This window comes from Coleofasciculus sp. (assembly GCF_046565525.1).
GTDB lineage: Bacteria > Cyanobacteriota > Cyanobacteriia > Cyanobacteriales > Coleofasciculaceae > Coleofasciculus.
In genome coordinates this window covers 1-21162 of sequence record NZ_JBKHUP010000118.1, presented here as the reverse complement: position 1 = coordinate 21162, position 21162 = coordinate 1, and the positions used below count along the sequence as shown (strand labels likewise).

Here is a 21162-nt window from a genome sequence, read left to right as displayed (position 1 = left end):
CTGTCAGAAGCGCCAATTTTAGCCCGGATGGGCAGCGGATAGTTACCGCCTCTGATGATAAAACCGCCCGGGTGTGGCGGGCTGGCGGGTTAGACTCCCTGTTGGCGCAAGGCTGTGACTGGTTGAATCAGCATCTGATATTTAATCCCCAAGACTTAGAAAAATTAGCGGTTTGCCAAACCCCTGCCAACAAAACCGCCGCCGCCAAATTTTGGCTTTACCAGGGTGAAACCCAAGCCAGACAAGGGAATATTCAGCCAGCCGTGGAACTATTCCGCAAAGTCTTAGCTTGGAATCCCAAATTCAACCTCAATCCTCAACAAAAAGCCGAGCAATTAGCTGAAGCATCAGAGTTAGTTGCACAGGGAGAAGCGGCAGCACAAGAGGGTAATATTCAAGATGCGGTTACAGCGTTTAATCGTGCCAGAGAACTTGACCCCAGCTTAAAGTTTAATCCAGAAATTAGAGCCAGAGAAATCGCAACTTCTACTTTAGTTGAGCAGGGAAAATCAGCAGTACGGGAGGGCAAGATTGAGGAAGCGGTTACTGTCTTTAATCGTGCGAGAGAACTTGACCCCAGCTTAGAGTTTAAGCCAGAAACAAAAGCAGCATCTCTATTAGTTGAACGGGGTCAGCGTCTGGCTGATGATGGTCAAATTACAGAGGCTTTCGCGGCTTACACCCAAGCCCAAACCCTCGATTCTACGGTTGAAATTCCTGCCCAATCTTGGAAGAATATCTGCAAGATTGGTAGTATCAATGGCGATGCTCAAGATGTTATACTTGCCTGTGAAAAAGCGGTAAAAATTGCATCAGAAAATGACCGTCCTAACTATCAAGATAGCCGAGGTTTAGCTAGGGCATTAACAGGTGATAGTCAGGGAGCGATTGAAGACTTCCAGGTACATATCGATTGGATTAATATCGAGAAAGAAAAATCCCAACCCCAAAGTCGGATTGATTTCCGGGAGGATATTTTAGCAGAACGCCAAGACTGGATAGACTATTTAGAGAAAATAAAAGTCCAACGTCAAGGCTGGATTGAGGCGTTAAAAGCGGGGGAGAATCCGTTCACGCCAGAGGAATTAGAATCGCTGCGGAATGAGTGATTTATGGTGGTGCTGCGTAGGGGCACGATAATATCGTGCCCCTACCCTAAATGGCGTGTGTGCTTAAAGCGTATTGCAAGTTGGTGAGGTACAGTGCGATCGCATTCATCATCCGATTCAGTGGTAGGATTAGCCTCAGCATTTAGAGAGATTCTTCCCTTTGCTTCGCTTCATTCTCCAATCATATTTAGAACACCCCTTCATACCAAATCCGGGTTAACCACCCCCTTGATAATCTAGTCCGCGCAGGCGGACTTTGTTTGTGTAGCTGCGATTTCAATCGCCTCCTCCAAAGGGGGTTGTGGCTCTTTAAACCGAACAATATTATACAGGTGCAGGGACAATAATATAACCCGTACTGACATCACCCAATACCCAATTGCGCTCAATCCCCCAATACCACCAGTAAGCGGCAATATAGGCACAGATTAAACTATCCAGTTTATCTTCTAAAGCTTTAAGCGTCACCCCCGTAAATCGTTCCGAAAAACTACCATTTAAACCATCAATCCCATCAAGTTTTGGTTCTAAACTCGGCAATACGTCCCTAATTAAATGATAAAGTTTTAATAATTCCCCTTGACGCTCTGCCAGTTTTCCTTTCTTATATTTCAGAATCCGATTTAATCCAAACAAATGCACGATCGCGGGATGGGGAAAGACCTCGATTTGATAGCGCCCCAGGGTTTGGGGCGTTATCTGGGGGGCGTGAATAAACCCCCGTGCTTCCAAACTCAAACCAAACGCTATCGTGCGTTGGGCAAAAGGGCGCTGGCGATTTGCCGGATAACACCCCCCGTGGTAACGGTGAAAATACCGATGACTAAGTTTATCCGGGAGGCGCATTCCAGTGGCGTTGGGAATCAGCGTGGGAGCGTCTACGGCGATGATGGCGGGTTCAGTGGCGGCTGTCCAATCATTAATCCAATTCAGAATATCTGCTGTAGCTTGTTGATGGTTTAATTCTAATAGCTGAAGCTGTCCATCTGACCAATTGAGGCAACATAAACCACTCGCGCCCGAAGTCCAACCGAGGTCAATTCCGATAAATTTCATCTGTTCCCAATCAGGACTTACGCAATTTGAGGATTCAAACCCTATCCATACTGGTGGGGTGGGCAATGCCCACCCTACCACATATATTGCCAGACGATCGCGCCTTAATTCCCTGTACAGTATCAGAGATAGCCCAAACGTCTGTCTATGCTCAATTCCCTTTTCTCATTCAAAACCAATCAACCTTCCTACCGCCCCAGGTTTAACCCCAAACAACTGCTGCTGCTGTTGCTGCTGTTATTTGAAGCGCAATTCCTCACCCAGCCAACCCCAGTCACGGCTCAAACGGATGCACCGACAACGGTTGAACCCTCCCCAGATACGACACAAACCCTTTGTCCAGCCGATCTCAAAACCTCCATCGACGCGATCGCAAATCGTCCAGAATTTAATTATGCCCGTTGGGGTATCCTGATCCAACCCCTATCCTCAGCCACACCCCTATATAGTCATGAACGCGATCGCTATTTTATCCCCGCCTCTAATCTCAAATTATTCACCACAGCCGCCGCTTTATCCCAACTCGGTGCTGATTTTCGCATTCGCACCTCTGTTTATGGCACTAATTCAGATGGAATGATCAGCCAATTACGAGTCATTGGGCGAGGTGATCCTAGTTTAAGTACTGATAAGTTAAAAAACTTAGCCCAACAGCTTCAGCGTCAGGGAATTCGGCGCGTGGATCAACTGATTGTCGAAGATCGTTATTTTAGTGAACCCACGGTTAACCCAACCTGGGAATGGTCAGATGTTCAATTTTATTACGGGACTGCCGTCAATAGTTTAATTCTCAATGAAAATGCCGCCTTACTAACCCTATCTCCCCAAAAAATAGGACAACCTTTGAACGTTACTTGGGCTGATCCCATTGCTGCAAAACAATGGCAGATCGAAAATCAAACCCTTACGGCTGAAGCCGAATCACCGGAATCCGTTAACATTTCTGGGGTGCTGGGTAAACCTGTATTGCGAATTCGGGGTCAATTAGCGACGGATGCAGGACTTTGGTTAACGGCGGTGGCAATTCCTGATCCAGCTAACTATTTTCTGGAGCATTTCCGTCTGGCGCTAGCGGATGCAGGAATTCAGGTGGAACAAGCCTATGTTACGACTGATTCTAATTCCCAGGAGGACGCTGAATTAGCGGCGGTGGAATCTCCTCTCCTGAGTGAATTGATCACCGAAACCAATCAGCAAAGTAATAATCTGTATGCGGAAGCCTTATTGCGATCGCTAGGTGTGACTGACAAAGAGGCGGATGAGTCAACGGCTAAGGCGGGACGGGAACAGATTAGAGATATTTTAACAGAATTAGGGGTTGAACCGGAATCCTATGTCCTTGCCGATGGTTCCGGATTGTCTCGCCACAATCTCGTGAGTCCCACGGCTATAGTACAAATCTTACAGGCGATCGCACGAACTCCGATGGCACAATCCTATCGAAACTCCTTAGCTGTGGCTGGGGTGGAGGGGACGCTACGACAGCGTTTTGAGAATACCCCAGCCCAAGGTCGAGTTTATGCCAAAACCGGAACCATGACTGGCGTGTCAGCGCTTTCTGGCTATGTGGAAGTTCCCGATTATCAACCGTTGGCGTTTAGTATTATGGTGAATCAATCCAATCAATCGGTGAGTACTATCCGTCAGGCGATTGATGAGATCGTGGTTTTGCTGACGCGGCTACGTTCTTGTTAAGTTGGTCATAGATTTATGCTAGCCGCAAAAACTGGTAGAGACTTTGCCTGCAACGTCTCTACCATCTTCCCTATAATTAACCAAAGGCGGGTTGAGTCTAGTGATCAGTTTTTCCCAAACGTTATCGGCAAAACCCACCCCACTTGAATGAAAATGGGGGGGGAAACCTTCGACAACCCTGTCCTAATAACCCGTCTCTTCCTCGTATTCTGGGGTTTTAGTCTTTTCAGGAATGTTAAGGGGCGGTGCTTGATAGGGTTCGCGCTCTACATTATCGTCCCAAGCATCACCTTCTACCTCATAATCCGCGTACTCATCTTTAGAGTTTTGGTCATAAGGTTCAGATTCGGCATAAATGGGTTCTTCATACCGACGCGCTGACTGAGAAGAATCTTCCCATTCATCCCCCCAATTATCTTCTTCCAGTTGGGCTTCGGCATAGATTGGCTCTGCCCGTTGTTGGCGTATCGGCTCTGGCTCTGGCTCTTGCCAATCCTCATCCCACCGTTCCTCGACGGGTGTAGCCGTCTGGATGGGTTGAGCAATCGGGGTGCGAACGGGTATTCCTGTCCCCAATTGATTTTCAGGTCGAGTGGTGGGCGCATAGTAGCCTTCCTCTTCTTCCCGTTCCCAAGGAGGATTGCCAATACCCATACGCTCTAGAATACCGACGGTTAGCTGAATCAACCGTTCTTGAGCGCCTTCAAAGACGATTAGGCGGTCCGGACCACTGCTGACGATTTCCTCAATTGGTAATTCATAAGTACTAATCACCTGATCAGGGATTTGGGGTAATCCCAACGAAGCAATAATCAGAGACGCCACCTTGCCATCTTCTACGCTAAACTTGAACCCTCGAACCCGACCTAAGAGTTCACCGGTTTCGGTAATCACTTCGCTGTTGATCAGCGTACTGTAGGCGTCAACATCAACATCCTCAATCACATCCTCATCCTCAACCAGGATGACATCGCCCACTTGTTGAATGCTGCTGAGGAGCATATACTGCGGCATTCCAGCCAGCGAGAGCAGGTTGTCTCGTAACCCTAATGCCACAACTTCGCGCCGATCAATATCTACTAGCAGCTCCTTAACGACACCTAGGCGCTTACCGTTACTGCGAGTAATCACCTGAGTGTTTAAAAAATCGGAGCGCTGACGAATTAGTTCAGTTGTCATTATGTCTTGCAATCCTGAATCTCAACTCCTGCTGGAATGGTTATCAATAGTATCAAGGCTAATAATCACATATAATCTACATCAGTCCCGTTTGGCAGACCCTAATTTCAATCCTAGGACTTGAGTATACGCTCCTCTTGCTTGGGTAACACCAATGGTGCGCTCGGCAGATTCAATCATAGGTCGGCGCAAACTAACAACGATAAATTGGGCAAGTTTAGCCTGTTGTTTGATCATTCTAGCTAATCGCTCGACATTTGCCCCATCGAGAAACATGTCAACTTCGTCAAAGGCATAGAAGGGAGACGGTCGATACCGTTGCAGGGCGAAAATAAAACTCAGAGCGGTGAGAGATTTTTCGCCGCCGGACATCGACGCCAATCGTTGCACTGGCTTGCCCTTGGGGTGAGCCACCAAGTTAAGTCCGCCGTTAAAGGGATCATCGGCTTCATCCAGTTGCAGATGCCCGTCACCCTCGGAGAGTTCGGCAAAAATTGTTTGGAAGTTTTGATTAATCGCATCAAAGGCTTCTTTGAATGCTCTCAATCGTAGGGTGGTAAAGTTTTCAACTCGCAGCAATAGCTCCGTTCGCTCCGCTTCTAGAGTTGCCAGTTTTTCAGACAGTTCCTGGAAACGGGCTTGGGTGCGATCGTACTCCTCCAAGGCTAGCATATTCACGGGTTCCATTGCCTCAAGTTGTTTTTGACCGTTACGGATATCCCGTTGCAGTGTCTCAAGTTGAGCGGTGAGTTGGGAAATTGTATAGGGGTTCTTTTCACTACTATCGTTTCCATGACTCCTAGATGGAACTAAACCCGCCCCGTCTGAATGTTGATTAACTCCCTCATCTTCCAGACGTTCCACGGTCACGTCTCTACTAGCTCCTTCATCTGTCTCATCCTCGACTACCTGCTCCTGATTTCCTTTCCCTACCATCAGGGGAACTTCTGGCAAAGGGTTGGGTAATTCAGCCTGTTGAATATCGAGTTGAGTTTGCAGGGTAGCCAGTTTTTCCTGCCTTGTCACCTGGGTTTCCTGGAGTTTTTGCCGTTGCCAAGACAGCTTTTGCTGGTTTAGGTGCTGGTTTCTGAGTATAGCCTCTGTGCGATCGCGTTCTTGTTTGGCTTCCCCTAAACGCTCCTCTAGCTGGATTAATCGGCTTTGGGTTTGAGTGATTTGGGCGTCAATTGCCTCAAGCTGACGATTAATCTCGGTTTGCTGTTGTTGAATCGATTGTTGTTGGGTTTGATATTCGGCAATCCGTTGATAACTTATCGCCAGCTTCTCGTTCGTGCGCTGATGCTGATTCTCTAAGGCTTGGAGCTGTTTTTCCGCCTCTCGCAGTGCCTGTTCGCGATCGCCTAATACTGCTTCCTGGGTTTTAATTTGACTCTGAATCTGTTGCCATTCCTGGGGGGTTTGCTCGGCTTCGAGTTGAGCCAGTTGTTGGCGTAAGGCTTGCAGTTGGCTTTCTTGGGCGGGTAGTTCCTGATTTAACTGGTGCAAACGTTCAGCCGCCGTCTGTCGTTCCTGGGTATTTTTGCTCAAGAGCGATCGCACTTGAGCTTGTTGCTCCGTCAGCGCCTGAATTTCTTTGCGGGATTGCTCTAGACGTAACTGCGTCTGGGAGCGGGTTTCCCTGGCTTCTGTCAGAATTTGAGTCAGATTTTTCGCCGTTGCTGATTCCCGTTCTAGCCATTCGTCACAGCGCTTTAACATGGCTTCAATATCCTGGAGACGATCTCTCAATGCCATCATCTCCACCGAGTCACTGGTATCACTCGTACCAAAATGTAATCCAGAACGGTAGCTACTGCTCCCCCCAGTCATCGCCCCACTACTTTCCAGGAGTTCTCCATCTAACGTGACAATTCGGCATTGACCCAAATAGGGACGCGCCGTACTCAGGGTTTCAAACACCACCGTTGAGCCAAACACATAAGCAAAAATCGTTTGGTATCGAGGCTCACAATCGATTAAATGCACCGCATAGTCAATAAACCCTTGAGCATGGCGCAGTGCCACAAGTGGGGAAAATCGGGGCGGCTGAATTTTATTTAAGGGTAAGAATGTAGCACGACCGGCGCGTTTTTGTTTGAGCAGTTCGATTCCTACCGCCGCCACCGCATCATCTTCGACTACGACATGACCCAAACGTCCACCCGCTGCTGTTTCCAGGGCAAGCTGGTAATCGGGTTCTACTCGACCAAGTTGGGCAACCAAGCCATGAACGCCGGGGATATCGGCTTGGAGGATAATTTTAGTGGCATAGGTGCCTTGAGCTTCTTGCTGTGCTTGTGCTTGGGCTTCTAGTTTATCCAGTTGACGCTGTTTGTCCCGTTGTTCTGACAGGAGGCGGGTTTGGGTTTGCCGCTGAGTTTGCAGATCCTGTTCGGTAGCAGCTAGGGTGTGGGCAAGGGTTTGAATCTGTTGCGATACGGCGTTCAATTGCCCTTCTAATTCTGCCGCTTGTGTTTGAAGGCTGGTAAGTTCTGGGGCGATGCGTTCTAAAAGCTGAGTTTGTTCGTCACTTTGGCGGCTGAGTTGGTTATGACGTTCTTGGAGTTGGGCTTGTTCGGTACGCTGGGGATTCAGGGTTTGCAGCAGGGTTTCAATTTGGCGGGTGAGGGTGTTTTGTTGCTGTACCCAAGCTTCTGAAGCCGACGCGATCGCATCCGCTTGTTCTCGACTAGCGTTCAGGGCGGTTTGAGCCGCATCCCGTTCTTGGCGGTGTGAGGCGATAATTTGGGTGTCTAGATGGTGTCGTTGAGCCTGAAGCTGTTGCAGGCTTTGTTCCTGTTGCTGGATCTCAGTCTGAGTGGTTTGTTGATGCGCCTCTGTATCTGCCAGGTTTTGTGTTAATTCTTGTTGGCGTTGTTGTAACTGACGGCGTTCAGCGTCAAGGCTTGCTAGGGTAGCGGATACCGCGACTTGTTCCTCTTCGCCTAAGGCTTTCACACGGGCGTTGAGGGTTTCAAGTTGAGCGGTTCCTTGGACAATTTCGGTTTCTAGGGTGGTGAGTTGGTGAGTAAACTGGCGTTCGTCTTGTTCTGCTTTCTCAATCAGAGTCTTCAGGTGAGCCACCTGTATTGTCAGCAATCGCCATTTGAGAACGACTTCCCACTGTTGTTTTTCCTGAAGTTGAGCCCGCAGCTTTTTGTATTTCTCTGCCTTAATCCGATCCGCCGCTAAGCGATCGCGTTGGGTGATCAGTTCTTTTTCAATAATCCGACAGCGATCTTCCCGTTCTTTAACTTCATTCAGGGTATCTTTCGTCTGGGTAATTTTGCGGTCAAATGCGGCGACTCCGGCTAATTCATCAATAATCTGCCGTCGTTCTCGCGAATTCATGGAGATGATCCCAGTGACATCCCCTTGCAAAACCACATTGTAGCCTTCGGGATAAACTCGCAGGCGGTTGAGCATCTCGTGCAGTTGAGTCAGCGTGCAGGGTTCACCGTTGATATAGTAGGTTGAGGTGTAGGTGTTTTGCTTGGTCACCCGTAGCCGCCGTGTCACGCTCCATTCTGTTGATTGAGGAGTTGGGGGTTGGGAGTTGGGATCGTCTTGTTCGTCTGATTCTTCAGATTCCTCTGTTTCTTGTGCTTCCTCATCTGCTGCTGATTTCGAGTTTTCCGCCATCTGTTGTGCAACTAGAAAATCGGGTGCGTCAGATAGGTCAAATGTAACCGTAACCCTGGCTTCAACCGTACTCCGCCGCTCTTTATTATGGTTAACCAAATCAGGAAGACGTTCAGCCCGCATTCCCTTGGAACTGGATAGCCCTAGACAAAAGAGGAGGGCATCGAGGATATTGGATTTTCCTGACCCATTGGGTCCTGAAACCACAGTAAATCCAGGCAGCATCGGAATTTGAGTCGTGCCGCCAAAAGATTTAAAGTTAGTGAGTTCTAGGCGCTTGACATGCACCATAGGCGTGGGTCAGTTCAGGTTCGTTGTGTGGTACGAGTGTATCAAGTGAACAGTGAACAGTAAACAGTAAACAGTTATCAGTGAACAGTTATCAGGGAGTGGATATGAAGAGTATTGCATACCAGAAAGCGTATCAATTTGCTATTCGGGTTGTTAAAGCTTACCAATATCTCACTGAAAACAAGAAAGAGTTTATTTTGTCAAAACAGTTAATTAGAAGTGGAACTTCGATTGGTGCGAACCTCGCTGAAGCCAATGGTGCTATATCTACAGCAGATTTTTCTGCTAAAGTATCAATAGCCTATAAAGAGTGCCTAGAAACCAAATATTGGCTATCTCTGTTGAAAGATACAGGATACATTGCGGAAAAAACCTTCAATAGCATACACGCCGACGCTGACGAGATAGGCAAAATCCTCTTCTCAATTCTCAAAACAACCCGACTCTCTGACAACTGATAACTGACAACTGACAACTGATAACTGATAACTGATAACTGATAACTGACAACTGACAACTGATAACTGATAACTGATAACTGTAGACTTGTGATCCAAAACACTCTCAAGGCAGATCTGAGTCTCACAGAGGGCGTACTCTGGGTCAAAATATTGATGTGACTGTCTTGTAAGCAACACAGGAGGGCGATCACTTCTATCTCAGGATAGAAATGATGAAATTAACACAGCAGACTCTATCAAAACAGTCAGTGCAACAAGAGGGGAGTTGTTATGCAAACATTAAAACAGGGGTTAGAGGAGTGCCATCTGATGGAAAAGTTGGCAGATCAACTCGAACAAGAGTGGCAAAAGCGTTTATCCAATGACTATCCAGACTATTGCCCCGAGAGCCGAACCAGCATTGTCCAGTGGTTATTGGGAGAAAACAGGGAACAGTTAAACCACCTACTCCCAGACAAACTCAAGATTGTCAGCCAAGCGATGGAGTATCGCTATCGGATTTTACGACAGCGCTATTTGGGGGTAACTCCAGAGCAAGCCTATCGCAATTTAACGGGTCGGTTAGCGGGTTTAGTCACGTTACGCAATAAAATCAGGACGTGGGTGTCTTTGAGTCGCGATCGCCAACGCGCTGTGGTGGATGTCTTGCAAGAAGTGATTCAGGAATTATTAAACAGCGATCGCTATATCCAAGGGCAGATTGGTTGGATTGCTCAATGTAGTGAAGACATTCATTTACGCGACGCCCTCTTACTCACTACCCTTGAGGAATATTGTTTACGCCCGATCCGCAATCAGCCTTTGGTCGTCTATCGATTTGTCAATTTCCTCAAGCGATCAGGACGGGGTGGGATGACTCATCTACCCGGCGGGGAAAATGTGCGATTTGTCTCAGAGTCGATCACCTCCGATGACACCGATACTCCGGTGAGTTTGTTAGATAATCAAGCGATCGCGGATTATCAAGAGACTCAAGTTTGGCAAGAGCAACAAGTGCTGCGTCTATCAGTACGTCGAGAATTTGAAGCCTACCTCGACCAAAACGTTGGCGCCCAAGCCGCCCAATGGTTACAACTTTATCTGCAAGGGAAATCTCAAGAGGAGATCGCGAAAACCTTAGACTTGCCCATCCAAAAGGTTTATCGCTTGCGAGAAAAAATCAGTTACCATGCGATTCGGGTTTTTTCCCTTAAAGTTAAGCCTGAATTAGTCGCCAGTTGGTTAGAAGTGTCCTTAAAAGACCATAATTTAGGGCTAACCCCCCTACAGTGGCAAGACTATTGGCAAAGTCTAACCGATAAGCAGCGCCAATTAATCCAACAATTGAGAGCCGGCAAAACGTTAGATGTCATTGCCAAGGATCTAAATTGGAAGTATAACCAGGCACTTGGCGAATGGAGTAAGCTCTACTTAGCGGCTCAAGACCTACGCAGCTCTTCTTAAGCAGAACGTTGATCTTTTGCCAATTCAGTGTATTCCCTAACTAAAGTCAGTAACAATTGAAGTAGGGTTAACAGCTAACCTTTTTGCCAATCCCAAACCGGACAGTCTATATTATCTGACTCCTGGGGCATCTGAACCGATTGATACTCAGGCTGGAGAAATTATTATGTTACCCTCACCACAGGACCCAGAACGAGCGGACACTCCTGTTCAGTCACCATCATCCTCTCAAGCGTCGGAACTCTCTGGCGTGAGTAGTGAGCAAATGTTTCGGCTGATTGATAGTATTCTGCCTTTTGAAGCCTGTCTATTTCATCAATTCTTGCCCCTGTCTCTCGAAGGTAAGTACCTCAAACTGGGTATGGTCGATCCCCACGACTCTACTGCCCTCGATTATGTGCGTCGCATCCTGGCGTTTATGAACTGTTCCCTGAAAGTCGAACAGATTACCGCCAGCACTCATAAAACTATGCTGTCTGCCTATTTAAACAAAGATCATCAAGGCACGGCATCGAAAAGGCAACGCTCTAAACGCCAACAGCCTATTGCGCGATCAGAACAGTCAACACTAATTATTGATGATGTCAGCTTAGCTGAAGATGAGGCGAATCAGCCTGAGCCGTCAACCCCTTCTCCTCCGGCTGCTGATCACAAAAGCAACTCTACGCCTGTAGGGTCTAAAGCGCAACCGAGTGATCCTGCTCGTCTAACTAAGGATCAGACAACCAATAATCAGCCGCCTGCAGCATCTCAACCTCCACCCAGCCATGATCCGAGTCGAACTGAAACTGAGGCGGTGCAGCCTGAGGCGTCAAAAGCGGCGGCGAAGACCAATCATCCTCCGGCTAAAGCCTCTCAACCGACATTGATTATCGATGATATCCGCCAACTCCAGGAAGAATTGAACCAATCCTATGGCTTCCCCAGACAAGAGGATAGCCCGCCATCGGCAGTAAAACCTCAACCGACTTCACAATTGCCGTCTGATCACTCCCCGGTAAAACCGCCCCCTGATTCCAGCAAGAAGGTATTGGCTGAGACGGCGCTGACTCCAGTTTACAAAAGGTCACTGCCGACTAAGGCTTTGATACCCTTAGAGGTGAAGCCCCTGTATTTATCTCGTCCGATCGGGTTTTTGGCAACCTTAGCCCCCCATCAAATCGTGGAAGAGTTGTTAGGTCGCCTGTTGCAGGGGGGAATGGGTCGGCTGTATTTCCAGCGACTATCTGAGCGCGGTCGCATTGTTTTGCGCCAAGATAACTCTTCCCAGTCTGTCTTGGACAAATTAAGCGTGTCCGTTTTTGAAGATATCATTGTTGAACTTAAGCACCTGGTTAACCTGCCTTTGCAGCCGATTACCCAGCCCAAACAGATAGAAAGTGAGCGATTCTATCAGCAAGAATCTCTTCTATTGTGTTTGCGAGTCGTACCCGGTACTCACGGGGAAGAGGCAACGCTACAACTCTTGCGTGGAGCAGCTTTGACGTTCTATCAACAACAAAAGGTGGAACGATTGGGTCAGGATGCGATCAAACTCGCTGGACAACTGCAAAACAAGTTAAATGATATCCGCGATCGCTCTTATCGCTACTCCCTTCCTCCCATGGAGACACTCAAAACCCTTAGCCAACTCTTACACCATCTCGACAAGCAACTCAACACCCTGACTCACAATCCCATGGATCAGCAGGACAAGTAAACTACCTACACCATACCTGTACTCAGGTTGGTGTAGGCTTTCAGTAGCCCTGTACCAAACCCTTATAAACTAGGTTGGAAGTACTCCATCCGACGTAGTTCACACGACAGGTACGAACCTCCAGGGCTGTTTACAGAAGCCCCCAAAAGTTTAATTACGTTGGCACCATTAAAATCAGCATCACCCTTCCAGTTGCAATGTCCACAAGAGAAAGTCTTACCAATACGGTAGGACTTTCCTTTTACTGGATGGATGTGTAGGCATTTGTGGCAAGTTTGCGAGGTATAGGCTGGATTGATTTTGATTACCTCAACGCTCACTTTGTAACGGGGTATGAAGAACTCTTACAAAAAATAGATGACATTTTTTATCAATTAGAGTTACGGTTAGAGGGAGACATAGGAGTACTTTCATGGGTAAATCACATAAAAAAACACAAGTCACCCCCTTTCTGCTAGAGGGACAATTTGTCAAGTTTCTGGGTAAGACAGACAAAAAACCCAAGCTGCTATGGGTAAATACAGAAGCAGGTGAACGGTATATTAAGCTGGCTAAACCCCTACGGGATTCTCTCCCCCAAATCCTTAAATCCGGAGATCAGATTGAAGTGTCTGGGAAACAGAAGTACAAACCGAAAACTGGGGAACTGGAACTCAAAGCCAAAACGGTGACATTGCAGACACCGAAAGAGTCCCAGGAATATGAGAAACTTTTGCAACCGTCTCCGAAGAAAGCCCAAGCCAGCATCATGCTGTGTAAAAAATCATCCTGTCGCAAGCGCGGTGCAGCACAAGTCCATCAAGCAATGAATGAAACCTTGCGCGATCGCAACCTTGATGAGAAAGTAGCGATTAAAGACACAGGCTGTATGAAACAGTGTAAAAAAGGTCCTTGTATGGTATTAATGCCAGACAAAGCCCGGTACAATGAGGTAGCTCCCGAAGACGTCCCGACGTTGGTGGACAAGCACTTTGGCAGTAAACTAGAGCCAGAGGCAAGTGTATTCCAGCGATCTACCGTTAACTGTGGAGGCTGACACTGGAGAATTGGGGGTCAAGAATTCAACAAAAACGATTTAGTTCTCCGATTCCCCTTGCTTTCTTAGTGTTGTTGCCAGATAAACAAGGTGCATAATGAGAAATTTACCGCCACCTGATTCAGATTCCTCTCCACTGGGTTTGGAGGAATGGATTGGTATAATTATCGCCGTTACCACTATCGGTGCGATTTTGATTGGAGTATTGGGTCAACGGCAAAAGGGATTTAACCTGAAGCAGTGGGTTGGCTCAACCACCTCTGAACCAAGGATAGAAGAACCAGAAGCGCCAAAACTGACACCTCCGACACTTGATCCGACTCCGACTCGCCAAACCCCCAGCCGCATTCAAATAGTCCCAGCCTCCCCTTCACCCTCTCCAGCCGTAACCGTCTCCCCCTCATCCCCAGACGAGGCGTTTCCAGAAAAAGCTAGAGCCGTTCCCCTCGCTCCTATTGTCTCAGCCCCAGAGACAGAAACACCCACACCAACGCCAACTGAAACGCCTGTTGAACCAGTGAACTTTGCCGATGTTCCCGACGAGTATTGGGCAAGTCCTTATATTACCGCTCTGGTGCGGCGGGATATTATGAGCGGCTTTCCAGAGAGTAACACCTTTAAACCGGATAGTTCTATTACTCGGGCAGAATTTGCGGCGTTGCTGAAAAAGGCTTTTGAGCAACAACCGACATTAGCGACACCCAACTTTAAAGACGTATCCTCCGACTTTTGGGCGTGGTCTGCAATTCAGGAAACCAGCAAAACCAACTTTTTGCGCGGCTATCCCAATACTACCTTTCGACCTAAGGAACCGATTCCTAAGGTGCAAGTCTTAGTTGCACTGGCGAGTGGATTGGGGTTAAAAGAAACTCAACCCTCTCAGGAAGTATTACAAACTTATCAGGATTCAGCTCAGATTCCGGAGTACGCTCGCGAAAAAGTCAGTGCGGCGACACAAGCGGGTATTGTGGTGAATTACCCTAATCTTGAGTCTCTTAATCCGAATCAAGATGCAACTCGTGCTGAGGTAGCGGCGATGGTTTATCAGGCGTTAGTCGAAGCTGGGAAAGCAGAAGCCATCGGCTCTGAGTATGTGGTCAATCCTTAACATAAATTCGCGCAAATCCCCATCCGTCTATACGGTGGGGATGGATAGCGAGTCAAAATAGGGGTTCGATACCCTCTATTTTGACATTTGTTATTAGTAGACACCTGTATTTTCTAGGTGTTATACTAATAGTAACTCTCCTAGGTCTACATGGTAAGGCATGGGAGTCAAGATGGTTGAGCAAGAGGGTTGAGCCAGGTGTGATAGAGATGTAGTCCATTACCAGATTGAGTTCTGGACTTTCTACCTAGAAATTAGAAAGTACCCAACGTGGCATCGGCGGATGAAGCGGGAAATCCCAAAGACGAATAAGACCGTCCTTGCTTGCTAGCTAGTTGGAAGCCCCAAATAAGAGCGAAGCAAGTTGGGGTACTTCACTTGAGGATGCTAGATAGCGATAATACTACCGACATTCTACTGCCTACTGCGATCGCACTCAGTCTCTACTATGCCTCAATCCGACCCGACCCAACCCTTACCTCCCCTTGATCCCACCCTAGACGTTACTCAAAATCACTATTGGACGTATCATAATCTAGAGGCGCTGCTGAGTTGCAAGCGTCCTCTCACCGCGTCCCAAGACGAAGACTTATTTATTTCCGTCCATCAGATTTGCGAACTGGCGTTCCATCAAATGATCCTTGATATGGAGCGAGTTTTAGCCGCATTAGGGCAAGCAATTGCCGATGAGACTGATCCGATTATCGGGGATACTAGCGGAGCCTGTTACTTTTTCCCCCGAATTCTGCGCCTTTATGAAGTAGTATTAACAACAATGCCCATTCTAAAAACAATGCGGGCATTTGCTGAGTTTCGGACAACCATTGGTCCGACGAGTGGTTTTCAGTCGTTCCAGTTTCGCCATTTAGAAATTATGAGCGGGGTGCGAAACTATTGGCAAGGAGGAACCAAAGACGCTACTGGCAATCCTCATATTGCTGAAACCGAGTTTGATCGCCGCTATGGTAGTGATATTGCCCAATGGTTTGAGCGCTATCACAATCACAATCTCGCCTATTATTACGATACGCTACTGCAACGAAGTCCCGGAAGCACGACGGCGGAACAGATTTCCTCTCTCTTGAACCACCCTCATGGGAGTCCAGTTTTGGATAATATGCGGACTTACGATAATTTGCAAATCCGCTTTCATCAATTCCATCTTGCACTCGCTGTACAACAACTTAAACTCGTAGGTGTAGAGATAGGAACTGGGGGGACATCATTCCAGGATTATCTGGCGAAATACCATAAACAGCAAGCACCGCTATTTCCAGGATTAACTCAATATGAGCCTGAATAAGCGACTCTCGTTAAGTTTGGATGGCGAAGACAGCGCTGACTACGAACCTCAGTTAAGATTTTATGTCGGGTGGGCAAGAATGAGAAAACTTCACAACGAGGTAAAATTAAATTAAGCCTTTCAACCCGTTAAAACGGGTTTTAGTTCGGAGCCAGAATTTTAATTCAGGGCTTAAATTAATGACATTCGGCTTAAAAGAGAATAGATGTGAGGGAACAGGAAACAAACCATTGCACGAACTGGGAATCACACAAAATATCGTTGATATCGTTACCGAACACGCGAAGGGGGCGAAAGTGCGACGAGTTTGCCTGGAAATTGGTCAGTTAGCCGCAATAATGCCCGATGCGGTGCTATTTTGTTTTGATGTTTGCAGCAAGGACACTCCCTTAGAAGGGGCAACCTTAGATATTATCGAAATTCCGGGTATAGGTCGCTGTCGCCACTGTAATGCCCACATTCCCCTAGATCAACCCTTTGGTATCTGTGAATGCGGTAGTGTGGAACTGGATATAATATCGGGTCAAGAACTGAAAATTAAGGAAATGGAGGTCGAACCATGTGTGTAACCTGCGGCTGTTCTGATGGTGCTGACACCACTCTCACCAATCCGGAAACGGGGGAAGTTGTCGCCATGGCTAACCACAGTCATGACCCCATGCATACCCATACTCTACCTGATGGGACTGTTATCACTCACTCCTCTACCTCTAGCCACTCCCATACTCACACATTACCCGATGGTCGAGTGATCACCCATACTCACACTCACGACTCTTCAGGGAATCACAGCCCTGAAGCCTCCCAGGTTCACGCCCAGGTTCATGGTACGACAATCTCTCTTGAACAGGATATCCTGGGAAAAAATAATCTGATAGCTGCCCAAAATCGGGGATGGTTTAAAGGGCGTAATATTTTGGCGCTGAATCTAGTCAGTTCTCCGGGGGCTGGCAAAACTACGTTGTTGACGCGCACGATTGAAGATTTACAAGCACAATTACCGATTAATGTGATTGAGGGAGATCAAGCGACGACGAATGATGCCCAGAAAATTCAAGCAACGGGGTGTAGAGTCGTACAAATTAATACGGGAACGGGGTGTCATCTGGAAGCGGCGATGGTGGAACGGGGTTGCACTCAACTCAATCCTCCCCTTAATTCTGTGGTCATGATTGAGAATGTGGGTAATCTGGTTTGTCCCGCCTTATTTGACTTAGGTGAACAGGCAAAGGTGGCGATTTTATCGGTAACGGAGGGCGATGATAAGCCGATTAAATATCCTCATATCTTCAGCGCTAGCCAAGTGATGATTCTGACTAAAATTGACCTGTTGCCTTATGTAGACTTTGATGTGGAACACTGTATTGAGTATGCAAGAACGGTTAATCCTCAGATGCAGGTGTTTCAGGTTTCGGCAAAAACAGGAGTTGGGCTAGAGGATTGGTATGAATGGTTAAAGTCTCAGTTTCAAGTCTTGCAACCATTAGCGTGAGTATTACTCAAGATCAGGACGGTTTAAACCGCAACGACTGGGATTAAATGTATCTATTTTTTCCGGATAAAACTATACCATAAAAATGGCGCGACCGCCTGTTGATTTGATTTGGGGAAGCAGTGCGATCGCGCTTTGATTGGGTTGAGCCTAGGGTATGCGATCGCATATCTTGCCCGGTGCGCTTTTCAACCGCGTAATGCACCAAACCGGTAGGGGCGCAAGCCTTGCGCCCAGAAAACCCGTAGAGTCTATTCCACATACTTAAAATTACTGGACTTTAAACTACAACAAATCAACCCAGGTATAACCCAAAGCTGAGAAAGAAGAAAAATTCCTTGTTAAATTAAAAAAAATAATCAATAAACCAATGAAACTCACAGATATTATTCATCACGATGTCGTGATTCACTTAGATACCCTGAAGACTGACCCAGAATTAGTCAAGCAAATCCAAACCCAACTGAATCGCCTAGGATTTTACCCTGGTGGTTCCTGGCTGGATGGCGCCTATGGTCAGCGGACAGAACAGGCAATGACTGATTTCAGTAAATCGGTTTACTTGAATAATAGGGACAGTAATAAATTTGGGAAAGGGTGGGCGCAAAAACTACTGCCTGATGACAGAAAATCCCTCCTCTCTCTAAAAGACACCGATAAAGAAACGATTTATAAAACCTTCTTAAAAGAATCCGTTAAGGGAAGCATTGACGAACCCGCCCTATTTTATAAAGGAATTGACACCTCTGCCTACAAAACCCAAATCAAAGACTATGCCGCCCGTCTGATGCAAAAGCCCGATGGCAAAACCTTGGTTTCGGTCACCAAAGATACCACCCACTTCCAACCTTTCCCCCCCGTTGGACAACTCCCCGATATTGATGACCAGGGATTAAGCTTTTTGCATCCAGAGATTACCGAAGCTTGTCTGTGTGTAGGCGGTTTTGTTAACGGAGACTTCAAGACCAAATGGCTAGGCAGAAATGCCTTGAGTAAAACGGAGTTTTGGAGTAGTAGTAAAATTATCCCCATTCTCAATGTCGTCTCTCGCAGCAACACTAATGCCTTTCAGACGGATATTGATACCTGCCTGATTCGAGGCAGAGATTTAAGCGGACAATACCGAGAATACTCTTTCCATGATGTCCTTAAAGATATTCTATCCTACGAAAATCGAATTGCCTCATCCAACTCCCTCGCGGCAATGTTAAAGCAATTTTCGACTCCCGCCGAGTTAGAGAATTGGCTGAAAAGTATGACTGGAAATCAAAACTTGATTTTCACGGGACGCTATGGCGAAGAACCGTTAATCCCTGAACCCGAATTATCAACGCAACCGCCTCAAGGATGGTGGCGTCCCCGAAATGTTATTCTTAAAGGCGTATCAGAACGACATCGCGGCGAAAATACGATTACGGCTTATGATTTAACTCGAATGATCTCGATGTTAGGTTGGCATTATCACATCCCCCAATCCTCACGGCTACCGGGTGCTCAATGGCATAGTTTAGAATCGGTGATTCGGGCGATGGGTGCAGATGCGGCGCGTTTAACGGATGGGGCATTAGATATGTTAAATTTACAGGATAAAATTAGTGCTCCGGTGATTATTTCTAAACTGGGGAATGGTGTAACTCAGATGCGGAATCGGGCGGAAGCGGTTTATGTGGCGTTGGTTCAGTTTATTCAACCAAGTACAATGGGTGTGCCAGAGTTGGTGACGTTTAGCATGGCATTAAAGGGGGCAAAGCGTTTAGAACCCAGGGATGCGAAGCGTGAGGTGGTGGAATTGGATGCTAGGATGGCAACGGAAGTGACGGAAATTATTCGTCGAGGGGTGTTAGGGGAATTGGGTTGAATTCCTGAATTTGGTTCTCTGCAGAGTATTTCTAATTAATGAGTGTGAGCGCCTTTTATCTCTAATCCGACGGCTGTTCTCTCACCCAAGTCCGAAACGCCCGTAATGTTGCGGTTTCTCCATCCGCTAAACTTTGTCGAATAAACCGAGGAATTGCGCCTAAAGATAGCCATGGAAACGTCGGACTTTTCTCCATTGCCTTTGTTCTTTTCCATTCGATATCTTTTTACAGAGTTTTTGCTCTATATAAAAAGGCTCTTGCGTTTCAACAAGAGCCTTCAAGCAAATTAAATTTTAGTGGATGAAATGAACCAATCTAGTCAAGGTCACCCATAAACAGCACTGGCTCACTCTCACGGTCAATACCTTTTTCAAATCCAGCAACAGCCGCACGAGCGCGACCTGCATGCCAGAGGTGACCGATCAAGAAGAAGAATCCTAAGATAAAGTGAGCCGCAGCTAACCATGCACGGGGGTTAACGTAGTTAAACCCGTTCATTTCCGTGATAATGCCACCAACGGAGTTGATAGAACCGTTCGGTGCATGGGTCATGTACTCAGCCGCACGGCGTAGTTGCCAAGGCTGAATATCATTTCTCAGCTTATCTACATCCAGTCCGTTAGGACCACGTAGCGGCTCTAACCAAGGACCTTGGAAATCCCAGAAGCGCATGGTTTCACCACCGAAGATAATTTCTCCAGTCGGAGAGCGCATCAGGTATTTACCTAGACCGGTAGGACCTTGAGCTGAAGCAATGTTCGCCCCTAACCGTTGGTCACGCGCTAAGAAGACGAAGGACTGAGCCTGAGATGCTTCTGCGTTGGTTGGACCATAAAATTCGCTGGGATAAGCGGTGTTATTGAACCAAACAAACGAAGCGGCGATAAAGCCCATTAGGGACAACGCACCTAAGCTGTAGGAGAGATACGCTTCTCCAGACCAGATAAAGGCGCGACGTGCCCAGCCGAAGGGCTTGGTGAGAATGTGGAAGATACCGCCAGAAATACAGATCAGACCGATCCAAATATGTCCGCCGATAATATCTTCCATGTTGTTGACGCCGATGATCCAGCCTTCTCCACCAAAGGGAGAGCGGGTTAGATAACCGAAGATCACCGCTGGGTTCAGCGTTGGGTTAGTAATGATCCGCACGTCACCGCCACCGGGCGCCCATGTATCATAAACACCGCCCACAAACATGGCTTTAATCACGAGCAGGAAAGCACCCAGACCTAAGACAATCAGGTGGAACCCGATGATTGTGGTCATCTTGTTCTTATCTTTCCAGTCGTAACCAAAGAAGGCGGAGTACTCTTCTAAAGTTTCTGGGCCACGAACCGCGTGATAGATACCGCCCAGACCCAGAACAGCAGACGAAATGATGTGCAGCACCCCTACCACAAAGTAAGGGAATGTGTCAATCACTTCACCACCGGGACCTACACCCCAACCCAGGGTCGCAAGGTGAGGTAAAAGGATTGCGCCCTGTTCATACATGGGCTTTTCTGGAACAAAGTGGGCAACTTCAAACAATGTCATTGCCCCAGCCCAGAAGACAATTAATCCAGCATGGGCGACATGAGCCCCCAGTAATTTACCGGATAGATTAATCAAACGGGCATTACCCGCCCACCAGGCAAAACCTGATGATTCTTGGTCGCGGTTTCCCGCCACCATGGAACTACTAGAGAGCGTTACCACGTGGTAGTACCTCCTCAGGGAATACAAACTTCTGGTGTGGTTGGTCTTGAGGCGCCAGCCAAGCCCGGACTCCTTCATTCAGGAGAAT

At 47.4% G+C, this 21162-nt stretch carries 16 protein-coding genes and 2 pseudogenes; 11 read left to right on the top strand and 7 right to left on the bottom strand.

Features of this window, described 5'->3' with window-relative positions:
* Positions 1-1109: tetratricopeptide repeat protein (locus ACLGGO_RS29730; protein WP_446422006.1), on the top strand; the 1109-nt coding region annotated here is incomplete at its 5' end.
* 324 nt (positions 1110-1433) lie between these two features.
* Here the strand turns inward: ACLGGO_RS29730 and ACLGGO_RS29725 are convergent.
* On the bottom strand, positions 1434-2165 hold the full coding sequence (locus ACLGGO_RS29725; RefSeq protein ID WP_446422005.1) for a DUF429 domain-containing protein: 732 nt from the start codon (positions 2163-2165) through the stop codon (positions 1434-1436).
* Between the two features lie 147 nt (positions 2166-2312).
* On the opposite strand from ACLGGO_RS29725, the gene dacB reads away from it, so the two are divergent.
* Positions 2313-3860 carry a D-alanyl-D-alanine carboxypeptidase/D-alanyl-D-alanine endopeptidase gene (gene dacB / locus ACLGGO_RS29720; protein ID WP_446422004.1) on the top strand — a complete coding sequence of 516 codons (1548 nt, stop codon included), beginning with the start codon at positions 2313-2315 and terminating at the stop codon, positions 3858-3860.
* 183 nt (positions 3861-4043) lie between these two features.
* Here dacB and ACLGGO_RS29715 read toward each other — a convergent pair whose 3' ends face one another.
* On the bottom strand, positions 4044-5039 hold the full coding sequence (locus ACLGGO_RS29715) for a PRC-barrel domain-containing protein (RefSeq protein WP_446338073.1): 996 nt from the start codon (positions 5037-5039) through the stop codon (positions 4044-4046).
* 81 nt (positions 5040-5120) lie between these two features.
* Positions 5121-8972 (bottom strand): chromosome segregation protein SMC, encoded by a 3852-nt coding sequence (smc, locus tag ACLGGO_RS29710; protein ID WP_446422003.1) that lies wholly within the window; start codon positions 8970-8972, stop codon positions 5121-5123.
* Between the two features lie 104 nt (positions 8973-9076).
* Between smc and ACLGGO_RS29705 the strand changes: the two genes are divergently transcribed.
* The 3 genes from ACLGGO_RS29705 to ACLGGO_RS29695 all read left to right on the top strand — a co-directional run bounded on the left by ACLGGO_RS29705 (position 9077) and on the right by ACLGGO_RS29695 (position 12575).
* A complete protein-coding gene (locus tag ACLGGO_RS29705; RefSeq protein WP_446338071.1) occupies positions 9077-9430 on the top strand; it encodes a four helix bundle protein in 354 nt (117 codons plus the stop codon).
* A gap of 273 nt (positions 9431-9703) precedes the next feature.
* Positions 9704-10876 (top strand): HetZ-related protein 2, encoded by a 1173-nt coding sequence (locus ACLGGO_RS29700; protein WP_446422002.1) that lies wholly within the window; start codon positions 9704-9706, stop codon positions 10874-10876.
* A gap of 166 nt (positions 10877-11042) precedes the next feature.
* On the top strand, positions 11043-12575 hold the full coding sequence (locus ACLGGO_RS29695) for a GspE/PulE/PilB domain-containing protein (protein ID WP_446422001.1): 1533 nt from the start codon (positions 11043-11045) through the stop codon (positions 12573-12575).
* Positions 12576-12637: 62 nt separating this feature from the next.
* Here ACLGGO_RS29695 and ACLGGO_RS29690 read toward each other — a convergent pair.
* Positions 12638-12889: pseudogene (locus tag ACLGGO_RS29690) on the bottom strand (zinc ribbon domain-containing protein); the annotation flags it as partial.
* 98 nt (positions 12890-12987) lie between these two features.
* Here ACLGGO_RS29690 and ACLGGO_RS29685 point away from each other — a divergent pair.
* From ACLGGO_RS29685 to ACLGGO_RS29660, 6 genes are all read left to right on the top strand, one after another.
* Positions 12988-13611, top strand: coding sequence for a (2Fe-2S) ferredoxin domain-containing protein (locus ACLGGO_RS29685; RefSeq protein WP_446422000.1), 624 nt, complete (start codon positions 12988-12990; stop codon positions 13609-13611).
* Positions 13612-13708: 97 nt separating this feature from the next.
* Positions 13709-14719, top strand: coding sequence for an S-layer homology domain-containing protein (locus ACLGGO_RS29680; protein WP_446421999.1), 1011 nt, complete (start codon positions 13709-13711; stop codon positions 14717-14719).
* 448 nt (positions 14720-15167) lie between these two features.
* Complete coding sequence (locus ACLGGO_RS29675) at positions 15168-16022, top strand: tryptophan 2,3-dioxygenase family protein (protein WP_446421998.1); 855 nt, start codon at positions 15168-15170, stop codon at positions 16020-16022.
* Between the two features lie 230 nt (positions 16023-16252).
* The gene (locus ACLGGO_RS29670; RefSeq protein ID WP_446338092.1) at positions 16253-16591 is read left to right on the top strand and encodes a hydrogenase maturation nickel metallochaperone HypA/HybF; all 339 of its coding nucleotides are present in this window, start codon (positions 16253-16255) and stop codon (positions 16589-16591) included.
* Positions 16582-17514: a hydrogenase nickel incorporation protein HypB gene (hypB, locus tag ACLGGO_RS29665; RefSeq protein WP_446421997.1), complete on the top strand. Its 933-nt coding sequence runs from the start codon at positions 16582-16584 to the stop codon at positions 17512-17514. The genes ACLGGO_RS29670 and hypB overlap by 10 nt, the downstream gene beginning before the upstream one ends.
* A 370-nt stretch (positions 17515-17884) precedes the next feature.
* Positions 17885-19372 (top strand): peptidoglycan-binding domain-containing protein, encoded by a 1488-nt coding sequence (locus tag ACLGGO_RS29660; protein WP_446421996.1) that lies wholly within the window; start codon positions 17885-17887, stop codon positions 19370-19372.
* Positions 19373-19433: 61 nt separating this feature from the next.
* Here the strand turns inward: ACLGGO_RS29660 and ACLGGO_RS29655 are convergent, their stop codons facing one another.
* The 3 genes and pseudogenes from ACLGGO_RS29655 to ACLGGO_RS29645 all read right to left on the bottom strand — a co-directional run.
* A complete protein-coding gene (locus ACLGGO_RS29655) occupies positions 19434-19568 on the bottom strand; it encodes a hypothetical protein (protein ID WP_446338062.1) in 135 nt (44 codons plus the stop codon).
* 120 nt (positions 19569-19688) lie between these two features.
* On the bottom strand, positions 19689-21050 hold the full coding sequence (gene psbC, locus ACLGGO_RS29650; protein WP_446358280.1) for a photosystem II reaction center protein CP43: 1362 nt from the start codon (positions 21048-21050) through the stop codon (positions 19689-19691).
* Between the two features lie 7 nt (positions 21051-21057).
* Positions 21058-21162, bottom strand: a pseudogene (locus ACLGGO_RS29645) (photosystem II protein D2); the annotation flags it as partial.

Coding starts and splice junctions, on each gene's coding strand:
- psbC (WP_446358280.1), bottom strand. CDS start 21,050: ATGGTGGCGGGAAACCGCGACCAAGAATCATCAGGTTTTGCCTGGTGG.
- ACLGGO_RS29655 (WP_446338062.1), bottom strand. CDS start 19,568: ATGGAGAAAAGTCCGACGTTTCCATGGCTATCTTTAGGCGCAATTCCT.
- ACLGGO_RS29680 (WP_446421999.1), top strand. CDS start 13,709: ATGAGAAATTTACCGCCACCTGATTCAGATTCCTCTCCACTGGGTTTG.
- ACLGGO_RS29715 (WP_446338073.1), bottom strand. CDS start 5,039: ATGACAACTGAACTAATTCGTCAGCGCTCCGATTTTTTAAACACTCAG.
- ACLGGO_RS29695 (WP_446422001.1), top strand. CDS start 11,043: ATGTTACCCTCACCACAGGACCCAGAACGAGCGGACACTCCTGTTCAG.
- ACLGGO_RS29705 (WP_446338071.1), top strand. CDS start 9,077: ATGAAGAGTATTGCATACCAGAAAGCGTATCAATTTGCTATTCGGGTT.
- hypB (WP_446421997.1), top strand. CDS start 16,582: ATGTGTGTAACCTGCGGCTGTTCTGATGGTGCTGACACCACTCTCACC.
- ACLGGO_RS29700 (WP_446422002.1), top strand. CDS start 9,704: ATGCAAACATTAAAACAGGGGTTAGAGGAGTGCCATCTGATGGAAAAG.
- dacB (WP_446422004.1), top strand. CDS start 2,313: ATGCTCAATTCCCTTTTCTCATTCAAAACCAATCAACCTTCCTACCGC.
- ACLGGO_RS29685 (WP_446422000.1), top strand. CDS start 12,988: ATGGGTAAATCACATAAAAAAACACAAGTCACCCCCTTTCTGCTAGAG.
- smc (WP_446422003.1), bottom strand. CDS start 8,972: ATGGTGCATGTCAAGCGCCTAGAACTCACTAACTTTAAATCTTTTGGC.
- ACLGGO_RS29675 (WP_446421998.1), top strand. CDS start 15,168: ATGCCTCAATCCGACCCGACCCAACCCTTACCTCCCCTTGATCCCACC.
- ACLGGO_RS29660 (WP_446421996.1), top strand. CDS start 17,885: ATGAAACTCACAGATATTATTCATCACGATGTCGTGATTCACTTAGAT.
- ACLGGO_RS29725 (WP_446422005.1), bottom strand. CDS start 2,165: ATGAAATTTATCGGAATTGACCTCGGTTGGACTTCGGGCGCGAGTGGT.